General features: G+C 35.9%; 21 protein-coding genes. 16 read left to right on the top strand and 5 right to left on the bottom strand.

Translation table 11 applies throughout. The features are described 5' to 3' along the window. Positions 1–417: 417 nt before the first annotated feature. The 3 genes from H344_RS0115270 to H344_RS0115260 all read left to right on the top strand — a co-directional run bounded on the left by H344_RS0115270 (position 418) and on the right by H344_RS0115260 (position 3889). Positions 418–2283, top strand: coding sequence for a tetratricopeptide repeat-containing sensor histidine kinase (locus H344_RS0115270; RefSeq protein WP_157378323.1), 1866 nt, complete (start codon positions 418–420; stop codon positions 2281–2283). A 20-nt stretch (positions 2284–2303) separates the two neighbouring features. Then, complete coding sequence (locus H344_RS0115265) at positions 2304–2972, top strand: helix-turn-helix domain-containing protein (RefSeq protein ID WP_026811093.1); 669 nt, start codon at positions 2304–2306, stop codon at positions 2970–2972. Between the two features lie 242 nt (positions 2973–3214). Next, the gene (locus H344_RS0115260; RefSeq protein ID WP_026811092.1) at positions 3215–3889 is read left to right on the top strand and encodes a hypothetical protein; all 675 of its coding nucleotides are present in this window, start codon (positions 3215–3217) and stop codon (positions 3887–3889) included. 81 nt (positions 3890–3970) lie between these two features. Here the strand turns inward: H344_RS0115260 and glyA are convergent, their stop codons facing one another. Next, on the bottom strand, positions 3971–5245 hold the full coding sequence (gene glyA, locus H344_RS0115255) for a serine hydroxymethyltransferase (protein ID WP_026811091.1): 1275 nt from the start codon (positions 5243–5245) through the stop codon (positions 3971–3973). Between the two features lie 115 nt (positions 5246–5360). On the opposite strand from glyA, the gene fahA reads away from it, so the two are divergent. Both fahA and H344_RS0115245 read left to right on the top strand, forming a co-directional pair. After that, positions 5361–6650 (top strand): fumarylacetoacetase, encoded by a 1290-nt coding sequence (fahA, locus tag H344_RS0115250; RefSeq protein ID WP_026811090.1) that lies wholly within the window; start codon positions 5361–5363, stop codon positions 6648–6650. Positions 6651–6750: 100 nt separating this feature from the next. Beyond that, positions 6751–7938 (top strand): hypothetical protein, encoded by a 1188-nt coding sequence (locus tag H344_RS0115245; protein ID WP_026811089.1) that lies wholly within the window; start codon positions 6751–6753, stop codon positions 7936–7938. Positions 7939–8119: 181 nt separating this feature from the next. On the opposite strand, the gene ytxJ is transcribed toward H344_RS0115245, so the two are convergent. Continuing rightward, on the bottom strand, positions 8120–8521 hold the full coding sequence (gene ytxJ, locus H344_RS0115240; RefSeq protein ID WP_026811088.1) for a bacillithiol system redox-active protein YtxJ: 402 nt from the start codon (positions 8519–8521) through the stop codon (positions 8120–8122). A 166-nt stretch (positions 8522–8687) separates the two neighbouring features. On the opposite strand from ytxJ, the gene clpB reads away from it, so the two are divergent. Both clpB and H344_RS0115230 read left to right on the top strand, forming a co-directional pair. After that, positions 8688–11291 (top strand): ATP-dependent chaperone ClpB, encoded by a 2604-nt coding sequence (clpB, locus tag H344_RS0115235; RefSeq protein WP_026811087.1) that lies wholly within the window; start codon positions 8688–8690, stop codon positions 11289–11291. Between the two features lie 262 nt (positions 11292–11553). Further along, positions 11554–12150, top strand: a complete 597-nt coding sequence (locus H344_RS0115230) for a TetR/AcrR family transcriptional regulator (RefSeq protein WP_026811086.1) — start codon at positions 11554–11556, stop codon at positions 12148–12150. A gap of 6 nt (positions 12151–12156) precedes the next feature. Here the strand turns inward: H344_RS0115230 and H344_RS0115225 are convergent, their stop codons facing one another. After that, on the bottom strand, positions 12157–13647 hold the full coding sequence (locus H344_RS0115225; RefSeq protein ID WP_026811085.1) for a PorP/SprF family type IX secretion system membrane protein: 1491 nt from the start codon (positions 13645–13647) through the stop codon (positions 12157–12159). A 96-nt stretch (positions 13648–13743) separates the two neighbouring features. Between H344_RS0115225 and H344_RS0115220 the strand changes: the two genes are divergently transcribed. Beyond that, positions 13744–14274 (top strand): SixA phosphatase family protein, encoded by a 531-nt coding sequence (locus tag H344_RS0115220; RefSeq protein ID WP_026811084.1) that lies wholly within the window; start codon positions 13744–13746, stop codon positions 14272–14274. On the opposite strand, the gene H344_RS0115215 is transcribed toward H344_RS0115220, so the two are convergent. Then, positions 14271–15017 (bottom strand): DUF6503 family protein, encoded by a 747-nt coding sequence (locus H344_RS0115215; protein ID WP_026811083.1) that lies wholly within the window; start codon positions 15015–15017, stop codon positions 14271–14273. The two genes, H344_RS0115220 and H344_RS0115215, sit on opposite strands and share 4 nt — an antisense overlap. 133 nt (positions 15018–15150) lie before the next feature. Here H344_RS0115215 and smpB point away from each other — a divergent pair, with 133 nt between their 5' ends. Beyond that, positions 15151–15612 (top strand): SsrA-binding protein SmpB, encoded by a 462-nt coding sequence (gene smpB, locus H344_RS0115210; protein ID WP_026811082.1) that lies wholly within the window; start codon positions 15151–15153, stop codon positions 15610–15612. 76 nt (positions 15613–15688) lie between these two features. On the opposite strand, the gene H344_RS0115205 is transcribed toward smpB, so the two are convergent. Next, complete coding sequence (locus H344_RS0115205) at positions 15689–16330, bottom strand: protein-L-isoaspartate(D-aspartate) O-methyltransferase (RefSeq protein ID WP_026811081.1); 642 nt, start codon at positions 16328–16330, stop codon at positions 15689–15691. A 302-nt stretch (positions 16331–16632) separates the two neighbouring features. On the opposite strand from H344_RS0115205, the gene H344_RS0115200 reads away from it, so the two are divergent. The 7 genes from H344_RS0115200 to H344_RS0115170 form a co-directional block, all read left to right on the top strand. Continuing rightward, on the top strand, positions 16633–17592 hold the full coding sequence (locus H344_RS0115200; RefSeq protein ID WP_026811080.1) for a Gfo/Idh/MocA family protein: 960 nt from the start codon (positions 16633–16635) through the stop codon (positions 17590–17592). A 68-nt stretch (positions 17593–17660) separates the two neighbouring features. Then, positions 17661–18545, top strand: a complete 885-nt coding sequence (locus H344_RS0115195) for a 3-hydroxyacyl-CoA dehydrogenase family protein (RefSeq protein WP_026811079.1) — start codon at positions 17661–17663, stop codon at positions 18543–18545. 41 nt (positions 18546–18586) lie between these two features. Beyond that, on the top strand, positions 18587–19240 hold the full coding sequence (locus H344_RS0115190) for a YggS family pyridoxal phosphate-dependent enzyme (RefSeq protein ID WP_026811078.1): 654 nt from the start codon (positions 18587–18589) through the stop codon (positions 19238–19240). 68 nt (positions 19241–19308) lie between these two features. Then, positions 19309–20670 (top strand): exonuclease domain-containing protein, encoded by a 1362-nt coding sequence (locus tag H344_RS0115185; protein WP_026811077.1) that lies wholly within the window; start codon positions 19309–19311, stop codon positions 20668–20670. Between the two features lie 2 nt (positions 20671–20672). After that, positions 20673–21506 carry an ion transporter gene (locus H344_RS0115180; protein WP_026811076.1) on the top strand — a complete coding sequence of 278 codons (834 nt, stop codon included), beginning with the start codon at positions 20673–20675 and terminating at the stop codon, positions 21504–21506. A 2-nt stretch (positions 21507–21508) separates the two neighbouring features. After that, positions 21509–22429 (top strand): tRNA (adenosine(37)-N6)-dimethylallyltransferase MiaA, encoded by a 921-nt coding sequence (gene miaA, locus H344_RS0115175; RefSeq protein WP_026811075.1) that lies wholly within the window; start codon positions 21509–21511, stop codon positions 22427–22429. Further along, positions 22416–22719, top strand: a 304-nt coding sequence (locus H344_RS0115170) for a shikimate kinase (RefSeq protein WP_034256795.1), incomplete at its 3' end; no start/stop codon positions are given. The genes miaA and H344_RS0115170, both read left to right, overlap by 14 nt.

The following is a 22719-nucleotide window of genomic DNA, read 5'->3' as shown; positions in this document are numbered from 1 at the left end:
AAAGACAGAAGAAAGAAAAAATCTACCACTACTTTTAATCAGGATATAGATCAAACCATCTTCAATGCCGATAACGCTGTGGCTACCGATAGAGACATCCTAGTTAAGGACAGAAGAAAGAAAAAATCTGACCTTGCGTAAAACTCTAAGAATAAAACAGACAAATAAGCCAAGAATAAATCATGTTCTAGGCTTATTTTTTTAACTTGCAAGGTAAATACAGTAAAAGTGTTAAGTAGGATTTTTTTTACGGCTTTGCTATGCTCACTTTGCATCCTTTACGGTTGCAATTATTCCGTTGAGTCCAAAAATAAGCGAGAAAATTCTCAACATACGGATAGCATTCTGTTTTATTTATCCGAATCTAATAGCATCTCTACCACAGAATTTAAAAGGAATTTAGACAAAGCTTATGAAATGGCAATTAAGTCTAAAAACGATTCTCTAAAATTGATCTACTTCAACGAATTGTCTTATAATTACTTTATAGAAAGTGACTCCACAAAATTCCGTAACTCTAATAAATTAGCAATTCAACTTTCTAAAAAAAATAAAGATTCTGCCTCGTTAGCCACCAACCAATGGGATTTAGCATCTTTTTTTGACGATTACGCAGTAGAAGATAGTGCTTATTATTATTACTCTGTTGCTCAAAAGAATTTTAACGCCATTAACGATCAATACCACTCGGCCAGAATGCTATATAATATGGCGCTTATTCAATCTGAGACTAAAGATTATATTGGAAGTGAAATTAATACGGTTAAAGCCATTGAGATTTTTAAACCGTTAAAAAAGTATGAAAATCTCTTTCACTGTTATAGTAATTTAGGTTCTTTAAGTAATGCTCTAAAAGAGTATGAAAGGGCCTTGGAGTATTATGATCAAGCCATATACTATTTAGACAAGGTAGACCCAAACAGTATTGAAAAACTTGGTACTTATAACAATATTGGCGTTGTTTACCAACAAATGTCGCAACACAATAAAGCGATAGAATCGTTTAAAAAAGTGATTGCAGTCAATAACATTAAACAGAAAAATATAAGCTACTATGCTACAGCCATTTCTAATTATGCCCTAAGTCAAAGTGAATTAGGTGATACTATAGGCGTACTAAATAAATTAACCGAAGTACAGAATATACGAGATAGTTTAAATGACATCCGTGGATTAGCCCTCATAAAGTACCAACTTGCAGATTATTATTTAAATCAAGGAGACAGCACAAAAGCCCTAAACATTGCTTTAAGCGGCAAACAAAATGCAATACAAAGCAGTAGCAACCTAAGATTACTGAAGTTACTTGCTCTATTAGGAAGAATTGATCCTAAAAATGCAACTTATTACACTACTGAATATATACAGCTTAACGACAGCCTAATTCACGAAGAACGCACTCTGCAAAATAAGTTTACACGCATACGCTTTGAGACCGACCAATTTATAGAGCAGAATGTGTTGCTAGCCAGGCAAAGACAATTATGGATCGGAGTTGCTATTGGTACTCTAGCTGTGGCTGCACTTCTTATTTTAATGTTTAATCAACTAAGGAAAAATCAAAAATTAAGATTTGAACAAGCCCAACAAAAGGCTAATCAAGAAATCTTCAATCTTCTACTTGCACAAAACACAAAAATGGAGCAGGGTAAGCAACTAGAAAAGAAGCGAGTTTCCGAGGAATTACACGATGGTATTTTAGGGCAAATGTTAGGGATTAGACTTATACTTTCAGGGCTAAATAACAAAACCGATGACACTTCCGTTTTAAAAAGGGCAGAGCTATTAAAAAAGCTACAAGAGTTAGAGGAAGATATACGTACTATTTCTCATGAATTAAGCAGGGCTTCAGAAGAAAAAATTCATAACTTTATTGTTTCCATGAAAGAATTGCTACAAACCGTTGAAGATTCCTCCAAAATGGTTTGTACTTTTAATTATGATGATAGTATAGATTGGGACCAATTAACAGCAAACTTAAAAATTAACATCTACCGTATTGTTCAAGAAAGTCTTCAAAATTGTATAAAGCATGCACAGGCGACTAAAGCAGAGGTAAGCTTTAAACATAATGAAGACCAACTTTTAATTACGATTGCTGATAATGGTATTGGTTTTAATGTAAAGAAAGGAAAAAGAGGGATTGGACTTAAAAATATTAAATCGCGATTAGAAAAACTAAAAGGGGTCTATAGTATAGATAGTAAGATTGGTGAAGGAACCAAAGTTATCATAACCATACCTCTTCAATTAAATAAGCTAACAACTTCTAAATCAGCATAACTTATAACAAACAATCTACTATGAAGACTCTAAGAATACTAGCCATAGATGATCATGAAATGATTACCACTGGGTACAAATACATTCTTGAAGCTGCTGAATTTGAAGATTTTAATATTAAAGTCGAAACCGCTAATACTTTTGAGATAGGTAAGCAAAAAATAGAAGATTCATCTAGATCTTTCAAATACGATTTACTACTCTTAGACATACAGTTAACCGAAACACACTTAGAAGAACCTTATTCTGGTGAAGATTTAGGAATCTTAGCTCGTAAGTTAGTTCCGGAAACCAAAGTGGTTTTTATGTCTTCTTTTAGCGATAATTATAGGATTAATAGCATTTTAAAAAATGTAAATCCGGAGGGGTATATGGTTAAATCTGAAGTCGATCAAAAATCTCTTATCGCCATGGTGAATGGCGTAGTCACCAATCCGCCTTACTATAGTCAGAAAGCATTAGTAGCCATCAGAAAAAAAATCTCCAATGACACTACATTAGACGATAACGACAAAAAAATACTTTACCATGTTTCCATTGGCACAAGAACAAAAGATATGGTAGACCACATTAACCTATCCCTTGCTGGCATTGAGAATAGAAAAAGACAACTTAAGACGCTATTTGGTGTTGAAAAACAAAATGATCTCGCATTAATTACTGAAGCAAAAATTAGAGGATTTTTATAACTACAATTTCCTCTTAAATTTGAACAGTCATTTAGATAACCAATGAAAATTACTTTTGAATTCATTGTTAGTTATCTATTACAAGGATTCAAGACTCTTCTTACACCCGACATTTCACCTAAGATTTCCTTTAATAATTAGTTGGTTTTCAACCAAAACCTTAGTTATTATAAGGTTTTAAGTTTATCAAAAACACTGTATTCGAGTAAATTTGATATTACTATATTAAAATTGCTAATTGGATGTCGACAAAAAAAAATATTCCCCATAACGACCAAAGCGTTAATTATAATACCTTCAACCATATTATTGGGCTGGATATTTTTAAAAGACGTTTAGAAAAAGACTTCTACGCAGAAGTCAGCATCACTAATTATGGTACAAATGACAATACGGCAAACTTATCTATCCAGATTACATGTAATTTAAGTTTATCTGAGACTTTATTTTTCTTGCAGAACCCTATTGCACATCCCTGCACTACTAAACACATTAATTGGAAAAAAACAGCTCCTTTCACTAAAGCCTATTCCGATCTACTAAAAAAAAATACCTCAATAATAGATATTGGTGAACTAAGCGTAATTTTTACGGACACGACAATTTTTATCAGTAAGATTTACTACCAAAGCATACCTCAACAATTGGAGGAAATTGCAACTACACTTTGTCAGCATCATATCTATTACACTAAAGGTTTGTCGGAAATCCCTTATGAAATATTCATTCCGGTGTTTGAAGTAGATAACTTGAGGCCTGACACCTGCCCTATTCATCATCCTTTAATAGAGAAGAACAGAGCTGAGGAAGATTATTTCACCTATTGGGGCGTTTATAATGAATTCTGCATAGACGCTAAAATTTACAGCTTACAAGCTCAAGATACTATAAAAGGAGATATTCAAATTCTTAACTAAAACGTCAATTACGATTGGGTAACAATAAAAAAACCAACACCTGTTAGGATGTTGGTTTTTTAGGTATGTTATACTTATTCCCTAGGCAGGAAACAACTCTCTCTCATTCATCAAAGCATTTACCTTCTCCTTTACAGATTGGATAACAGCTTCATCTTCCGGATTCATCAATACTTCATCTATAAGCTCAACGATAACAGGCATATGTTCTTCTTTTAACCCTCTTGTGGTAATCGCAGCAGTACCGATACGTATTCCTGACGTTACAAAAGGTGATTTATCATCAAAAGGCACCATGTTTTTATTAACTGTGATATCGGCCTTAACAAGAGTATTCTCAGCATCCTTACCAGTAATATTTTTACTTCTAAGGTCTATCAACATCATGTGGTTATCTGTACCACCAGAAATAATCTTATAACCTTTTTCAACAAAGGCATTTGCCATAGCTGCAGCATTCTTCTTCACTTGCAACATATAGTGCAAGAAGTCGTCCGTTAGCGCCTCTGCAAAAGCCACAGCTTTTGCAGAGATAATGTGCATTAAAGGTCCGCCTTGGTTTCCTGGGAAAACAGCTAGATCTAGTAATGACGACATTTTTCTTAAATTACCGTTCTTTAGTTTAATTCCGAATGGGTTATCAAAATCCTCGCCCATTAATATTAATCCACCTCTAGGACCACGCAATGTTTTATGGGTAGTAGTAGTTACAATATGACAGTGTGGAATTGGATCATTAAGAATCCCCTTGGCAATTAATCCCGCTGGATGGGATATATCTGCCAATAGAAGAGCTCCAACGCTATCCGCAATTTCTCTGAATCTTTTAAAATCCATATCTCTAGAGTAAGCAGAGGCCCCAGCAATTATCATTTTTGGTTTCTCCTTAGTAGCGATAGCCTGGATTTTATCATAATTCAACATTCCAGTCTCTTCATCTACACCATAAAAAACAGGATTATACAATCTACCTGAGAAATTCACGGGAGAACCATGTGTCAAGTGCCCTCCATGAGACAAATCGAAACCAAGAATAGTATCTCCTGGCTGTAAACAAGCGTGAAAAACAGAGGCATTAGCCTGAGAACCAGAATGTGGTTGCACATTAGCATAAACTGCTCCAAACAATTCCTTTGCCCTATCTATAGCAATTTGTTCAACCTCATCAACTACCTCACAACCACCATAGTAGCGCTTTCCTGGGTAGCCCTCCGCGTATTTATTGGTTAGCACAGATCCTGCCGCTTCCATTACTTGTGGACTTACAAAGTTCTCGGATGCAATAAGCTCTATCCCATCAATTTGGCGTTCCCTTTCCTCCTCTATTAGTTCAAAAATTAAATTATCCCGTTGCATACTGTTAAAGTTTCATTTAAATAAGGTGCAAAAATACACATTGCCGACCGGTTATTGGAAGAAAACAATATATTTGATAGAGATATTTATCAAATAACAGTTAATAACCTTACAAATGCCAATAAAAACCAACCACCCAGCAAAAAGAACTTGGCTTCCAGTAACTGCCACTTCTGATTTTCCCATTCAAAACATACCCTTTGGTGTCTTTCTTACTAGAGATGATATTATAACAATTGGAACAAGAATAGGAGACTATGCTATTGACTTAGGTGCATTACACCAATTGGGATACTTTAACGGTATACCTTTAACTGAGGATATCTTTTTACAAGATACTTTAAACGATTTTATATCGGACGGAAAGAAAACATGGCGTTTGGTAAGAAATAGAATCGGTGAAATATTTGATATCGACAACAACACCTTACAGAATAATGAAGACCATAAAAATATAGTTCTCTTTACCTTAGACGAGATAGAAATGCAACTTCCAGTACATATTGGAGATTATACTGATTTTTATTCTAGCAAGGAACACGCTACCAATGTGGGCACCATGTTTAGGGATCCTGAAAATGCATTACTTCCAAACTGGCTCCACATGCCAATTGGTTACCATGGTAGAAGCTCTAGCATTGTTCCTAGTGGCACGGCTATAAGAAGACCAATGGGCCAAACCCTTCCAAAGGGAGCAGAGGACCCCGTATTTGGACCTTCTAAATTGGTTGATTTTGAATTAGAAATGGCTTTTATAACCACTGACGCCAATGTTTTAGGAGAACCACTCGCAATAGAAGATGCTGAAAACCACATTTTTGGGATGGTTCTTTTTAATGATTGGAGTGCCCGTGATATTCAAAAATGGGAGTATGTACCATTAGGTCCTTTTTTATCTAAAAGTTTTGCCTCCTCTATTTCACCATGGATTGTTACTATGGACGCCTTGGAACCCTTTAGAGTGGCCAGCCCAGAACAATCTCCTAAACCCCTACCCTACCTAAGGCAAACTGGAAAAAAGGGTATTGATATTAATCTTGAAGCCTATATAACTCCAGAAAATGGCACCAAAACCATAGTCACCAAAACTAATTTTAAATATATGTATTGGTCCATGGCACAACAATTAACACATCATACCATAAATGGATGCAAGGTTAATAGTGGTGATATGATGGCAAGTGGAACAATTTCTGGTCCAAGCCCAGATAGCTACGGATCTATGTTAGAGCTTACTTGGCGTGGAGAAAAACCATTAAAGTTAGCCGATGGATCTACAAGGAAATTTATTGAAGATAATGATACCGTCACTTTTACAGGATACTGCGAAAGAGAAAATGTCCGTATAGGATTTGGAGAAGTAACAACTAAACTACTACCAACCTTTCAGGCAAAGAAGAAATAAGGAGGTCTTAGTACTATTTTCTTCTCTCAGACGTTTCATTATTTAACTACTACAGTAATTATAATAAATCGTAACTACCAATACCAGACCTATTAATCTTATGAGAAGAGTTATACTAGTTCCTTTGTTAATGCTATTCATTATCTCTTGTAGCGGGGTAAAACAAACTCAAGAAGAAATAAATCTTGGTAATTATAAATCGGCTATCACCACTGCATTAAGGAACGTTGCCGAAAATAAATCTAAAAAAGGAAATCAACCCTACATAATCCTATTAGAAGAGGCTTTTAAAAAGAACGTTGATAGAGAGTTACAGCATATCGCTTTTTTAAAGAAAGACAATAATCCAGCCAACCTAGAAGCTATTTTTAACGCATATCTAGAGCTAAAAGATGTACAGGAAAAAATAAAGCCATTATTACCATTACAAATTTTTGAGGAAAAATGTCAGGCTAAATTTGCATTTAAAAACTATGATAATGAGATTATTAGTACCAAAAATAAGTTATCTAACTACTTGTATAAAAATGCCTCCACTCTTTTAGAAACAGCAACGTCTAAAAAAGACTATAGAAAATCTTATGATGACTTTGCGTATCTAGATAAAATAAACCCAAACTACAAGGATGTAAATCAAAAAATACAAGAGGCTTATTCAAAGGGAAGAAATTATGTAAATGTGGTATTAATCAATGATTCCGAACAGATTATCCCAAAAAAATTAGAACTAGATCTATTAAATTTTGACACCTACGGTCTATATGATAAATGGACCGTTTACCATTCTAATTCGCAGGAAAACATCTCTTACGATTATGAAATGGAACTGGCCTTTACGGATATTAATATTAGTCCAGAACAGTTAACAGAAAGACAACTACAACGGGAAAAGCAAATTAAAGATGGCTATAGATATGCCGTTAATAGCGACGGAAACGTAGTTAAGGACAGCCTCGGAAATAAAATAAAAATAGACAAGTTAAAAACGGTAAAGTGCGATTTTTATCAATTCACACAGTACAAAAGTGTACAATTAAGGGGAAACATACGCTTTATAGATCTCCAAACACAACAGCAGTTAAATTCGTATCCACTTATAAGCGAATTTGTGTTTAATCATCAGTATGCCACACATGAAGGTGATATAAGGGCTTTGGAAGAGAAATTACTTCCTTTGTTAAAACAGTCTTCAGCCTCTTTCCCATCTAATGAACAAATGGTATATGATGCCGGAGAAGATATTAAGAAAAATCTAAAAGCAATTCTTAATAGACATCGATTCCACTAACTGTAAACTACCTCGGGGTAGGCCCACAAGGCTTTAAAAGTAAAATAACGTATTGATTTCGAGGCCCGCCTGAAATATTCGGGCAAGCCAGCCTAGGAGCATTTAAATCTCGATTATCGAGTAAAATACGCCGTTAGCACAAATCAAAATCTCTACTCCTAACCGCAAGTTAAGAGACGAGCTATAAACACTCTTCTAGATTTAATTGTGATATACCACTGTGTGAGTCATGAGCCACCACTACCCCATTCTTAATTATTAAGAGTTGAGGCGATTCATGCATTATTTGAAATTTATGCGCAACCTCATTAGAGATTTCTCGATAACTATGTAAATCCAGATAATATAGATCCACTTGATCACTGTCTAAAGCGTACCCTTCATTAAATCTATTCATCACCATCCTACTTATTCCGCAGGTAGTAGAATGCTTAAAAATAATTTGGGGTTTCTGTGTCGACTTTTCCTCTATCTCGGAAAGTTGATCCATAGAAGCTAGTGGTATCCATGGCACATTTTTAACTTCTTTTTTACCCTTCCCTGAATTATTATCCTTTCCAAACAACCTGTTTAATATTCCCATTTTGTAATTTTATGCTTAGGTCTAACATAAGCAATTTCCCTTACAGTATGACGTTATGTCGTTTTTATCCGTGGACAAAATGACATTTTGTCTCTAGTACAATATGGTAAGGTTATTGCCTTAGAATCATCAAAAGTAAACAATAACAAGACATAAAAATAACTATATGAATTTTAATAATTTCACCATTAAATCTCAAGAGGCCGTACAGCATGCGCAGCAAATTGCGCAGGGCTTAGGGCATCAACAAATAGAGAACGAACACATTTTTAAGGCGATTTCCGAAGTAGAGGAAAACGTTCTTCCTTTTATTTTAAAGAAATTAAACGTCAACATTTCCATGCTAAAGCAAATTTTGGAGAAGGAACTAGAAAGCTTCCCAAAAGTCTCTGGCGGGGAAATCATGGTTTCTAGAGAAGCAGGGAAAACTTTAACCGAAGCGGGTGTTATTGCAAAAAAAATGGAAGATGAGTATGTTTCCATTGAGCATTTACTCTTAGCAATCTTTAAATCTAAGAGTAAAATTGCCCAAATATTAAAAGACCAAGGCGTTACAGAAAAGGATCTTACTGCTGCGATAAACGAACTTAGAAAAGGTGGTAAGGTCACCTCCCAAAGTGCAGAGGATACCTATAATTCATTAAATAAATATGCGAAAAACCTTAATGAGCTTGCAGATAGTGGAAAACTAGACCCTGTAATTGGAAGAGACGAAGAAATAAGGAGAGTGCTACAGATACTGTCTAGAAGAACAAAAAACAATCCTATGTTGGTAGGAGAGCCTGGTGTTGGTAAAACCGCTATCGCAGAAGGGCTTGCCCATAGAATCGTTCAGGGGGATATCCCAGAAAACCTAAAGGATAAGACCATCTTTTCCCTAGATATGGGAGCGTTAATCGCTGGGGCTAAATATAAAGGGGAATTTGAAGAACGACTAAAAGCGGTAATCAAAGAGGTAACCACCTCAGACGGAGATATTGTACTGTTTATAGACGAGATTCATACTCTTGTAGGTGCTGGAGGAGGTCAAGGCGCTATGGACGCTGCCAACATTCTAAAGCCAGCCTTGGCAAGAGGCGAATTGCGAGCAATAGGAGCCACCACCTTGGATGAATATCAGAAGTATTTTGAGAAGGATAAAGCATTGGAGCGTAGATTCCAAAAAGTAGTAGTAGACGAACCTGATACTGAAAGTGCGATCTCTATATTAAGAGGTATTAAGGAAAAATACGAAGCGCATCATAAGGTAAGAATTAAGGATGAGGCAGTTATAGCAGCAGTAGAACTATCTCAACGCTATATTACAAACCGATTTTTACCAGACAAGGCAATCGACTTAATGGACGAAGCTGCATCTAAACTACGGATGGAAATAAACTCCAAACCAGAAGAGCTCGATGTGCTAGATCGAAAAATAATGCAGTTGGAGATCGAAATAGAGGCCATAAAACGCGAGAATGATACTTCAAAATTACAAGCGTTAAACATTGACCTAGCTAACATTAAAGAAGAACGCAACGAAATTTTTGCAAAATGGGAAAGTGAGAAAGCCGTAGTAGACGATATTCAAAAAACCAAAAAGGATATTGAAAACTATAAGTTGGAAGCCGAAAGGGCTGAGCGGAATGGGGATTACGGCAAGGTAGCAGAAATTAGATACGGTAAGATTAAAGAAGCTCAAGAAAAACTAGAGGTTCTTCAAAAAAACCTTGAAGAACAGCAATTAGGAGATACTTTAATTAAAGAAGAGGTTACCTACGAGGATATTGCAGAAGTAGTAGCAAAATGGACTGGTATTCCAGTAACAAAAATGCTACAAAGCGAACGCGAAAAACTCCTAAGCTTAGAAAACGTTCTTCACAAAAGAGTAGTTGGACAAGTAGAAGCTATTGAAGCCGTTTCCGACGCAATTAGAAGGAGTCGTGCTGGACTTCAAGACCACAGAAGGCCTATTGGATCATTCTTGTTTTTAGGGTCTACTGGGGTAGGTAAAACGGAATTAGCCAAAACCCTGGCTGCATATCTATTTGATGATGAAAACGCTATGACTAGAATAGACATGAGCGAATACCAGGAAAGACATGCAGTAAGTAGACTTGTTGGTGCACCTCCGGGATACGTTGGTTATGAGGAAGGTGGACAATTAACTGAAGCTGTAAGGAGAAGACCTTATTCAGTGGTTCTATTAGATGAAATTGAGAAAGCACATCCAGATACTTTTAATATCCTTCTACAAGTTTTAGACGAAGGTCGCTTAACGGATAATAAAGGTAGGGTGGCCGACTTTAAGAATACAATCATCATAATGACCAGCAATATGGGAAGTCATATTATCCAAGAAAAATTTGAGGATAACAGTGATATCCATAGTGCAACCGAAGCGGCAAGAGTAGAAGTTCTAGGGTTATTAAGAAAAACAATACGCCCAGAATTCTTAAACCGTATAGACGATATTATAATGTTCACTCCTTTGAGTAAAAATGATATCAGTAAAATTGTAGTTCTTCAACTAAATCAATTAAAAAAGATGTTAGAAGAACAACAGATTACTATAGATGCTACCGATGAAGCTATTGCGTTTTTAGCAAATAAAGGGTACGACCCGCAATATGGAGCACGCCCCATAAAAAGAGTAATCCAGAAAGATGTTTTAAACAACATTTCCAAGGAGCTCCTAAGCGGCAGGTTTGGTCCAGGAAGTATTGTGCTGATTGATAGTTTTGATAATGAATTGGTTTTTAGAACCGAAGATGAGCTTACAAATAAATAAGCAAATCAACGACCGGTAAATTCTAATATCGGAGGATTTAAATCTCGATAATCCAGTAAATAATAACATAATGAGGCGTTCTATTATTAAATAGAACGCCTTTTTTATTTTACAGTAAACTGCATTTTAAATATCGGAACTATCTTAAATAGAAGTCTTACCTCACATAATACACTATGATTTGCTATATACAGACTTTATTTTATAACATTATATACCTTACAGTATAAAGTTTTTTATATTAGCATAAAATTGTTTGGACATGTCTACAAAAGCAGAAAGAACTTCCGCCTACATTATTGAAACCGTAGCACCAATCTTTAACAAGCTAGGGTATGTTGGTACTAGTATGAGTGATCTTACAGAAGCAACTGGCCTCACCAAAGGAGCGCTATATGGTAATTTTGAAAACAAGGAGTCCCTTGCCCTTTCCGCATTTGAATATAACCGCAACAAATTGCTCTCTAAAATAGATGAAGTATTAGCTATAGAAGGTGCTGCTATGGAAAAACTTTTTGCACTAACCAATTTTTATCGCCACTACAATGAATTTACAGAAGAGTTAGGAGGTTGCCCTATCATAAATGTAGGGGTCGACGCTAAAAATAACAATTCCTTACTCTTGGCAGCTACCAAAGAAACTATAAAAATAATTGAGGGTAAGATTGCCTTGGTTCTAGAGAATGGAATGAATAATAATGAAATTAGATTGCCCGTTACCCCTTTGCAATTTTCTAAACAATTATTTACCATGCTTCAAGGAGCTATTGTTACAGCGACCATTACAAATGACCGTAAATATTTAATCAATACAGTTACCTACTTAGAGCAGTTAATTACCAAGGAAATAAAGAAGTAAGGAGTATTAGTCACTAATAATTCTATAAATCCATATCCTCTCAGAATATTTACCATAAAACTTGCTATCCCTAGCCGCTTCGGCATCCCTTAGGGTGTCATATCTTTCTAAATAGACGTAATCATATTTCTGTTTAGGTACAAAGAAGAACTGGGCATTTATCCCTCTTTCTTTCAATTTTTCTAGAAAAAGGTCGCGATACTTATTGCTACCGTAAATATTAACTATTAAATAAAACCCTGCTTTTTCACCCTCTAGTTTGTGCACTTCCTCGTAATGCACTTGCGTAACTGCCTTCTCTGACCTCTTCCTTTCAATAATCTCCTCCTCATCAGATTTAATATTCTTCTTCATTTGTTGTAGAGAATCCACCTTCCGCTTCTCCTCAAACCCGCTAATTTCTAAAAGAGAATCCGCTTTTTTCCTTTCTTGTATCTGTCTGTTTTTCTCCCTTTGCACCTCTAAAACCAGTTCACTTTCCCTATTCTTTTTTGCCCTCCTAGATAGCCTTTTAGCTTCTCGGATTTCTTTTTTCGTAGGCTCCATCTTATCCACTACCATCTCCTCAACTACTTCCCCTTTGCCCTTATTTGGATTACCAAAATGGTAAGCCGCTACAATTTCAAAACTAGGGTCTTTCTGTTTTACCTGCTCATCTACTCCAAATTCTATAAGAGCACCTATGGATACCTGCTTAAAGAATCGCCCTCCAATTCCGCCAGAAACACCGTAAAAACTATTATATCCTCCTTGAACCCAAAGGATTTCTGATGAAAGCAGTGCGTTTACCCCAATCTGCATGTCCCCATAAGGTATAGACCTAAAATAGGCCATCGGTCGCAGGTAGGCTCCATCAAAACCATTAAATAGCTGTATAGGGAACGTATAATCTAAGGTTCCCATAAAAACTTTCTCATCAATTTCCGAATTCCCTTTATTGGTATTAAAATTGTAATCCATTAAATTGTCTGAGGAAAAGCCTATTCCAAAGTCATCTATCTCAAACCGCATCCCAGGAGCAAACTGCAACACAAAAGCATCGGACAGCTGTAATTGTGGTAAAAGAACGGGATGGTTGGGTTGGTAACGATCATCAGCTAATTGACTTGTAAAGCCAAATAGATTAAGACCAAAAGATAACCTCATTCTCTCACCTAAATTAAACCTATAAGCATAGTTTATCAGGCCACCTGTATTATGAAATACACCGGTATTATGTTGTATAAAACCTACCCCAAAAGAAGAGCGATCATTAATTTTTCTGGTATAGTTCAGTATCCAAGAAGATGGATCACTATCAATATATTGCCACTGATATCTTGACCAAAATGCTATCGATTGAGGATTATTACGATCTAGGGAATGGACTGGATTCATTAGACTAGAATTGAATTCAGTTAAATTGTGCTGTCTAAAATCTGATGGGAGACCAACTTCCTGAGCATTAGAAAAGAAAGCTGATACCCATATTAATAAAATTAATAACTTTTTAATCATAAAGAATTGAACTAAAACTAAAGGTTTTATATACTATATTCCCGATATTACAGTTACAATAATAACTTATCGGTATAACCTTAACTAGAATTAACCATGAATAGTATAAAACTACTTATAATCTTGGTTTTATCCTTAAGCATATGGAGCTGTAAGGAAGAACCTAAGGAAATTGTAAAAACCAATAACGAGCATGTTACTACCTTTTATTTTATAAGGCATGCAGAAAAAGATCGTACTTATCCTGAAGATAAGGATCCAGAGTTAAACCAAGAAGGCCTTGGCCGTGCCATACGTTGGGCAGAAATACTAGATCCGGTTGACTTAGATGCAATCTACATTTCCAATTTTGAAAGAACCGCCATGACGGCTGCCCCTGTTTCCATAAAAAAGGATATCAGTCCTCAATATTACGACCCACATAACGTAAACATTAAAGATTTTATGAATCGCAACCTAGATAAAAATGTTTTAATAGTAGGGCATAGCAATACCATCCCACAGTTTGTTAATGGTATGCTAGGTGAAGAAAAATACCATTCAATGGAAGACTATGACAACTCTAGCTTGTTTATAGTAAGAGTTATTGATGGGATTGCCACTGATATTCGCTTAAAAATGGATTAATCTAGTGGCTGTACATCCACATTCTCCAGTTCAATTTTTGAAAGTAACTCCAAATTTCCCTTCTCGTATTCCTTATCGGTATCATAGAGCGACACCTTTTGGGGTGAAAATTTATAATTATTATAGTCTACAAAGCGTATTCCATTAACATAAAGTTCGTTATAAGCCGATCTAAACCGAATACCTCCTCCGTTTACATGAAACTCATAGGCTAGGTAATCTGCCTTAAACGTTTCTTTATTAATCCAATACAAATACACATCTTCAAAATCATCACCACCACCCTCTTGATCAAAAGTAACCTTGATTTTGTAATAGTTATCCTCTTTAATCTTCACTTCTCCAAGTAAGTCTTTATTTACTGCCGGATCATTTAAACCATAAGGTAGATGAGTAAAATAGTGCACAGAATTTAATGCGTTAGAGTAAACAGTAGCAATAGAATCTGATAAGATTACCAAACTATCTCCAACCTTCCGTTCAAAGGTGTTATTTTTCAAAACATCAACAAACCTTAAGGAGTCCTTAATACCAGTGCGACTTAATTTACGTGTTTTATTTTCCCAGGTAGAACTATAATCCAATTCTCTAAATGTAAAGGAGATAGTACTGTTTTCATAATGATCACCTCCACTAATCTCAATGGCTCTATCTACAATTTCTTGGGCAGTAAGCTCAGACTTTGGCTGCTCTTTACACGACACCCACAAAAGGGCCAATACAGTGAAATACAAAAACCTCATTATTTATTTTTCTGATTAAACGCAAAAATGGCAAAAACATTACAACAAAACTATAATAAAAACCATTAAGTAAAATAGTACCGTACTTCTTAAGGGGATAAATTGAATAATTGTTTCTATTTTTGTGGGAGATATGCAGAAGAAAATAAATATTAAGAACAAAAGAGCTCGGTTTGATTATGAGCTGATAGACACCTATACTGCAGGAATCGTACTATCGGGCACTGAAATAAAATCTATCCGTGAAAGTAAAGCCTCCATTTCGGAGAGCTTTTGCGAGTTTAATGATAAAGATGAATTGTTTGTAGTTAATATGCAAGTGGATGAATATTCACATGGCACACACTACAATCACAAACCCAAAGCAGAACGCAAGTTACTACTTAACCGTGGGGAGTTAAAAAAATTGAGAAAGGAAGTTAAGAATAGCGGACTTACCATTATTCCCCTTAATCTATTTCTTAACGACCGTGGTATTGCAAAGTTGAACATTGCCTTAGCACGTGGTAAAAAGCTTTACGATAAACGTGAAACCATTAAGGATAGAGACAACAAGAGAAACTTAGACCGTATAAAGAAAAGTTTTAACAACTAGGAATTGTCTAACTATCCTCAAGTAAAAGAATTAAACCATAATCCCTACTCCCCTATATAACCCTATAGGGGAAATACTAGTTCTTATCTTCCAATAAGGGTACAAATCTAAAGGAGCCCAATTCTGTTTTTTCAAATTCTTTGGCGGATTTTCTAACAAAAAGCGTCATAATTTGCTCCTCTACTCCTACTGGAATTACCAATCTACCCCCAATCTTTAGCTGTGCTAACAATGGTTTGGGAACAAAAGGAGCCCCTGCAGTTACAATGATTCCATCGAAAGGTGCCTCTTCTGGCAAACCTTTATAACCATCCCCAAAAATGACATTTTTAGGTCTATACCCCATCTTATTAAAAAACAGGTTGGTTTTCTTAAAAAGTTCCAACTGCCTTTCAATAGTGTATACCCTTGCTTTTAGTTTTAAGAGCACTGCGGTTTGATAGCCGCTACCCGTTCCTATTTCTAGTATTTTATGATTTGGTTCTACCTGCAGTAATTCGGATTGAAAAGCAACAGTATAGGGTTGTGAAATTGTTTGATCGGCACCAATAGGAAAAGCCTTATCCTGATAGGCGTGATCTTCAAAACTACTATCCAGAAACAAGTGTCTCGGTATAGAACGTATGGCATTTAACACCGCTTCGTCCACAATTCCCTTTTCTATAAGAACTTCGGCGAGCTGATTACGCATCCCGCGATGTTTTAAAGTATCTCTCACTGTATTTAGCTTTGGTTTTTGCCCGTAAAGTTATAAAAGAAAACTCAATAAACTTAGAGTGATTTTGGTTTGTAAAATCCGATATTAAGCAACTAGTTGGTGATGAGCAATTGATAAAGGAAAGATTTGGTGAAAAACATTTTTGAAAAGCTATTAAAAATCCTAGACAGCTATTAAAATCTCATCAAAATTTACAACCTTACCTTTTGGTTTTATCTCTAAAAATAGAAGATACTCCCTATTTTTTACTTTAGAAGCTTATAACTTGTAAACTATCCTTATTTTTGAAAAAAAAGAACTCTATGCTTAATGTTGGCGTCCTAGGAGCAGGACATTTAGGAAAAATACACCTTAGATTACTTAATGAATCTAGCAAATATAATTTGGTCGGATTTTACGATCCCGATGTAATTAATGGGAAAAAAGTAGCCGCAGAATTTGGATATGTTTTCTATGATAATATCAATAAATTAATTGATGCAGTAGATGTTGTGGACATTGTTACCCCTACCCTTTCTCATTTCGATTGTGCTAAAAAGGCAATGGAAAAGGGTAAACATGTGTTTATTGAAAAGCCTATAACCAATACGTTAGAAGAGGCTGAAACCTTATTGGCATTAGAAAAGAAATACAATATTAAAGGACAGGTAGGGCATGTTGAACGATTTAACCCTGCTTTTATGGCGGTTAAGGAGAATATTAATAACCCCATGTTTATTGAGACCCATAGGTTAGCAGAATTTAATCCTCGAGGAACCGATGTTCCGGTGGTATTAGATTTAATGATTCACGATATAGATGCTATCCTCAGCGTTGTAAACTCCCAAGTAAAACAAATCAATGCCAGTGGAGTATCTGTAATCAGTAATTCCCCTGATATAGCCAATGCTAGGATAGAATTTGAAAACGGATGTGTAGCCAACCTTACGGCAAGTAGAATTTCCTTAAAGAATATGAGGAAATCTAGATTCTTTCAACGGGATGCTTATATCTCTGTAGACTTTTTAGAAAAAAAGGTAGAAGTAGTAAGAATGAAAGATGCTCCTGAAGAACCAGGAGAATTTGACATGGTATTGCAGAATGCGGAAGGCGTAAAGAAACAAATCTATTTTGAAAACCCCTCTGTCCCCGTAAATAATGCTATTCTGGATGAATTGGAGGCTTTTGCTGATGCTATAAATAACGATACCACTCCAGTGGTGTCCCTAGAACAAGGTTTCAAAGCTTTAAGGGTAGCTTTACAGGTTATTGACTCGTTTTAGAAACAGGTAGTAAAATTATAAAGGCTACTGCTCTACAGTTTAATATTAAACCATAAAAACAAACAGTTATGAACATAGCAGTCATAGGTGCAGGGACTATGGGCAACGGTATTGCCCATGTATTTGCCCAACATGGTTACAAAACAAACCTTATAGATATTTCCTCGGAATCCTTAGAAAAAGGAGTTGCGACCATTGGTAAAAATTTAGACCGAATGATTGCCAAAGAATTGATCACAGATGCCGATAAAGAATCTACCCTAAACCGAATAACAACTTTTACCGTACTTTCTGAAGGTGTTAAAGAGGTGCAATTGGTAATTGAGGCAGCAACAGAGAACACGGAATTAAAACTAAAAATATTTGGAGAGTTAGATACCTTATGTCCTCCCGATACCATTTTGGCTACCAATACCTCCTCTATTTCCATTACACAGATAGCGGCTGCCACAAAAAGGGCAGATAGGGTGATAGGGATGCATTTTATGAATCCTGTCCCCATTATGAATTTGGTGGAAATTATTAGAGGCTATAACACCTCAGACAAAGTAACCCACACAATAATGGAATTGGCCAAAAACCTTGGGAAAACGCCAACTGAAGTGAATGATTACCCCGGCTTTGTTGCCAATAGAATTTTAATGCCTATGATTAATGAGGCTATTGAAACCTTGTATAATAAAGTTGCAGGGGTGACAGAAATAGACACAGTAATGAAATTGGGAATGGCACATCCTATGGGTCCTTTACAACTGGCGGATTTTATTGGCTTAGATGTCTGTCTCTCTATTTTAAATGTGATGTACGATGGATTTAAAAACCCTAAGTATGCCCCATGCCCGTTATTGGTAAATATGGTGATGGCAGGGAAGCTTGGCGTTAAGTCTGGTGAGGGATTTTACGACTATTCCACTAGTAGAAAAGCGGAAAAAGTATCCCCACAATTTAGTTAAATGTCATATTTTTTTAATAAATAATTTAAAAATTAAAATGTATGTCTATTAAAGATAATCTGTTAAAAATAAAGGAATCTTTACCACAAAATGTTACGTTGGTTGCTGTGAGTAAAACAAAACCTCTTGCCGATATACAGGAAGCTTATGATGCAGGTCATCGGATTTTTGGCGAAAACAAAGTTCAGGAAATGACTGAAAAATGGGAGTCCCTACCCAAAGATATCGAATGGCACATGATAGGCCATCTACAACGCAACAAGGTAAAGTATATGGCTAGTTTTGTTGCCTTAGTGCACGGGGTAGATAGCTTAAGACTTCTTAAAGAAATTAATAAACGTGCCAAGCAAAACGACAGAGTAATTCCCTGTTTGTTACAAGTACATATTGCTGAAGAAGAGTCTAAATTTGGTTTTGACGAAACAGAATTATTAGACCTTATTCATTCTGGGACATTGGACAGCTTACAACATATAGAAATAAAAGGGTTAATGGGAATGGCAACATTCACCGAAAATACCCAACAAGTAAAAAAAGAGTTTCAGTCCCTTAAGAGATTATTCGATCGGGTAAAATTAGAACTACCAGGCATAGAAGAACTATCCATGGGAATGAGCGGGGATTACGAAATTGCCCTTGCCGAAGGAAGTTCTATGGTACGCTTGGGAAGCAGTATTTTTGGAGCTAGAAATTAATTCTTAATCTCAATTGAGTGGCACAAGATTACCTATCTTTGCTATTTATTGAGAATTAGAAACAATACATGTACGTAGTATTAGATATAGAAACTACCGGAGGAAAATATAATGAAGAGGGCATTACGGAAATCGCTATCCATAAATTTGATGGACATAAGGTGGTGGATCGTTTTATCAGCCTTATTAATCCAGAAAAAGAAATTCAGCCTTTCGTAGTCAACCTAACAGGGATAAACAATAAAATGCTACGTACGGCCCCCAAATTCTATGAAGTAGCCAAACGCATAGTAGAAATCACTGAAGATGCAGTTATTGTAGCCCATAATGCACAATTTGATTATAGGATTTTACGCACCGAATTTAGAAGGTTGGGGTATAATTTTGAACGTAAAACCCTGTGTACGGTAGAATTATCCAAACAGTTGCTTCCCGATGCACCATCGTATAGTCTTGGTAAGTTAGTGCGTTCTCTAGGAATTCCTGTAAGCGATCGGCACAGAGCCAATGGAGATGCCCTTGCTACCTTACAGCTTTTTAAGTTACTTCTTTCCAAGGATTTAGATAAAACCATCCTTAAAAATGTCTTACGGAATGAAACCCATGGAGAACTTTCTCCAAAACAATTAGACATAGTAGAGTCGCTCCCCTCCGAACTTGGAGTCTTTTATATCCACAATAAAGATGGGGATATTATAATGTTGAGTAAAAGCAACAATATTAAAAAGCGGATCAATCAATATTTTATTAATAACGGCCCAAAGGCAAGAAAAATACAAAAAGAGACTAAAAGAGTCACCTACGAGAGAACTGGAAACGAATTAGCGGCAATGCTTAAGGAAAATAGTGAATTAATACGCAACAAGCCTAAATACAATTCCAATTATAAAAGAAGATTATTTTCTCATGGCCTTTATCAATCTATAAACGAACATGGGTATCTCTCATTGACCGCACAAAAAATAGATCCTAAAAAGAATGCCATAGCCACCTTTAATAGTCTTATAGGGGCAGAAAATTTTCTTCACGCCATTAGGGACGAATTTCAACTTTGCAATAAAGTTAACGGGCTTTCTCAGGCAAAGAAAGAGTGTTCATATTACACTGAAAGTAAATGCTTAGGCGCATGCTGTAAAAAGGAATCTGTAGAAAGCTACAACAATAGAGTTAAAGAATGCATTAAGAAATATAGCATACCTACTCAAGATATTCTTATTCTAGAAAAAGGTAGAGAAACGGGGGAACGATGTGGAATTCTAATTAAAAATGGTAATTTTAAAGGATTGGGCTATTTTAGTTTAAATCATCAAATCAATAATGCTCATATCTTAGAATCGGTAATCACCCCTATGGACAACAATGATAACACCAAACATATTATCACCTCTTATCTTCGTAAAAAAAGAGATATTAAAATTTTAGAACTGTAGTCGTGAAGGAGGAAAAAAGCAAAAACTGGAGAGCAAAGGTCCATGAAATTATCTATGGCACCCATACCCCCGCAGGAAGACTTTTTGACCTTGCGCTGTTAGGTTTAATAGTCTACAGTGTTATCATTGTAATGCTAGAAAGCGTTCCTAGAATAGATAAAGAATATCATAATTTCTTAAACATCTCGGAATGGATTGTTACCATCCTCTTTACTATTGAATATATTCTACGGATAATAACCATTAAGAAGCCTAAGAATTATATATTTAGTTTCTTTGGTGTCGTAGATTTTTTGTCTACCATTCCAAAATACCTCTCCTTATTCCTAGTAGGCTCCCAGTTTATCACCGCCTTTAGAATATTACGTCTATTACGAATTTTTAGAATTTTAAAATTAGTACGTTTTGTTGGAGAGGCTAATAACCTTATTAGAGCTTTAAACTCCAGTAAGACTAAAATTTTTGTTTTTGTTTTCTTTGTCATTATTATATCGGTCATTTTAGGTACGGTCATGTACATTGTTGAAGGCCCAGAAAATGGATATGAAAGTATTCCCCACAGCATTTATTGGACTGTTGTTACGCTAACTACTGTAGGATATGGGGACATCTCTCCCCAAACACCACTAGGACAGTTTATTGCAACGATGATAATGATAATTGGTTATGGCATTATTGCTGTACCAACAGGAATCGTATCCGCAGAATATGCATCGGGAATGGCACAAGGAAAAACGTTAGATAAAGGAAGAGCTTGTTCAAGCTGTGGCTCGGAAGTATTGCAAATGGACGCTCATTACTGCAGGCAATGTGGTAATAAATTAAATGAAGTATAAGAATGAAAAGCACCCTTATCTCCGTTGTTGGCCCTACTGCAATAGGTAAGACCGCCTTAGCAATTGCACTCGCCAAAACCTTTAAAACTGAGATTATCTCTGCTGACTCACGTCAGTTTTATAAGGAAATGACTATTGGAACAGCAGTACCCTCAGAAACAGAATTGGCCCAAGCTCCCCATCATTTTATACAGCACAAGAGTATTCACGATACGTATTCGGTAGGTGATTTTGAGCGAGATGCGCTAGACAAATTACAGGAACTATTTAAAGAAAAAAAAATTGTGATTATGGCAGGTGGAAGCGGACTCTATACCGATGCCGTTACACAGGGATTAGATCACTTTCCTAACGTCAATAGCAAAATACGCACTCAATTAAACGAAGAATTGCTTAATAACGGTATTTCTAGCTTACAGGACCAACTAAAAACCCTAGACCTAGAATATTACAACAAAGTAGACTTAAAAAATCCACATCGCCTTATAAGAGCCTTAGAAATTTGCATAGGAAGCGGGCAGCCCTACTCTTCTTTTTTAAATAGGGAACGAACAGCAAGAGAATTCCAAACCGTAACTGTAGGCTTAGAAGCAGATAGAAAAATATTATACGATAGAATTAATAGGAGGGTGGATTTAATGGTAGAACAAGGCCTCCTAGAGGAAGTAAGTCCACTTAAGATTTATAGTGCGGTAAATGCGCTCCAAACGGTTGGCTACAAGGAGTTGTTCCGCTATATGAATGGGGAAATGGATTTAAAATCTGCCATTGAAGAAATAAAGAAGAATACAAGAAGGTTTGCCAAGCGACAACTTACTTGGTTGCGAAAAAAAGAGGACATCTTATGGGTAGATTATGAGTACAACTTAGATGAACTTGTACAAAAAATAGAACAAAAAATTAATAGAGATGAAGACGCCTAAAAGGAATATCCTGTTTATCATAGGAATCTCGGGCACGGGAAAGTCTACCATTGCTAAGCTACTAGCCAAAAAGCTAAAGCTTCCTTTTTTTGAAGGAGACGACTACCATCCCGAAGCCAATATCAAAAAAATGTCTAGTGGTCATCCCTTAAATGATACAGATCGAATGTATTGGTTACAGCGTCTAAATATACTAGCCAAAGAACATCGCAAAAATGGCTGCATAATTAGTTGTTCTGCTTTAAAAGAATCTTACAGAAAGATGCTAAAAGACACAATAGAAGAACAAG

The organism is Arenibacter latericius DSM 15913 (assembly GCF_000424985.1).
Classification (GTDB): domain Bacteria; phylum Bacteroidota; class Bacteroidia; order Flavobacteriales; family Flavobacteriaceae; genus Arenibacter; species Arenibacter latericius.
Note: the sequence above shows the minus strand (reverse complement) of the source record. Positions and strands in the feature narration are given on the sequence as shown.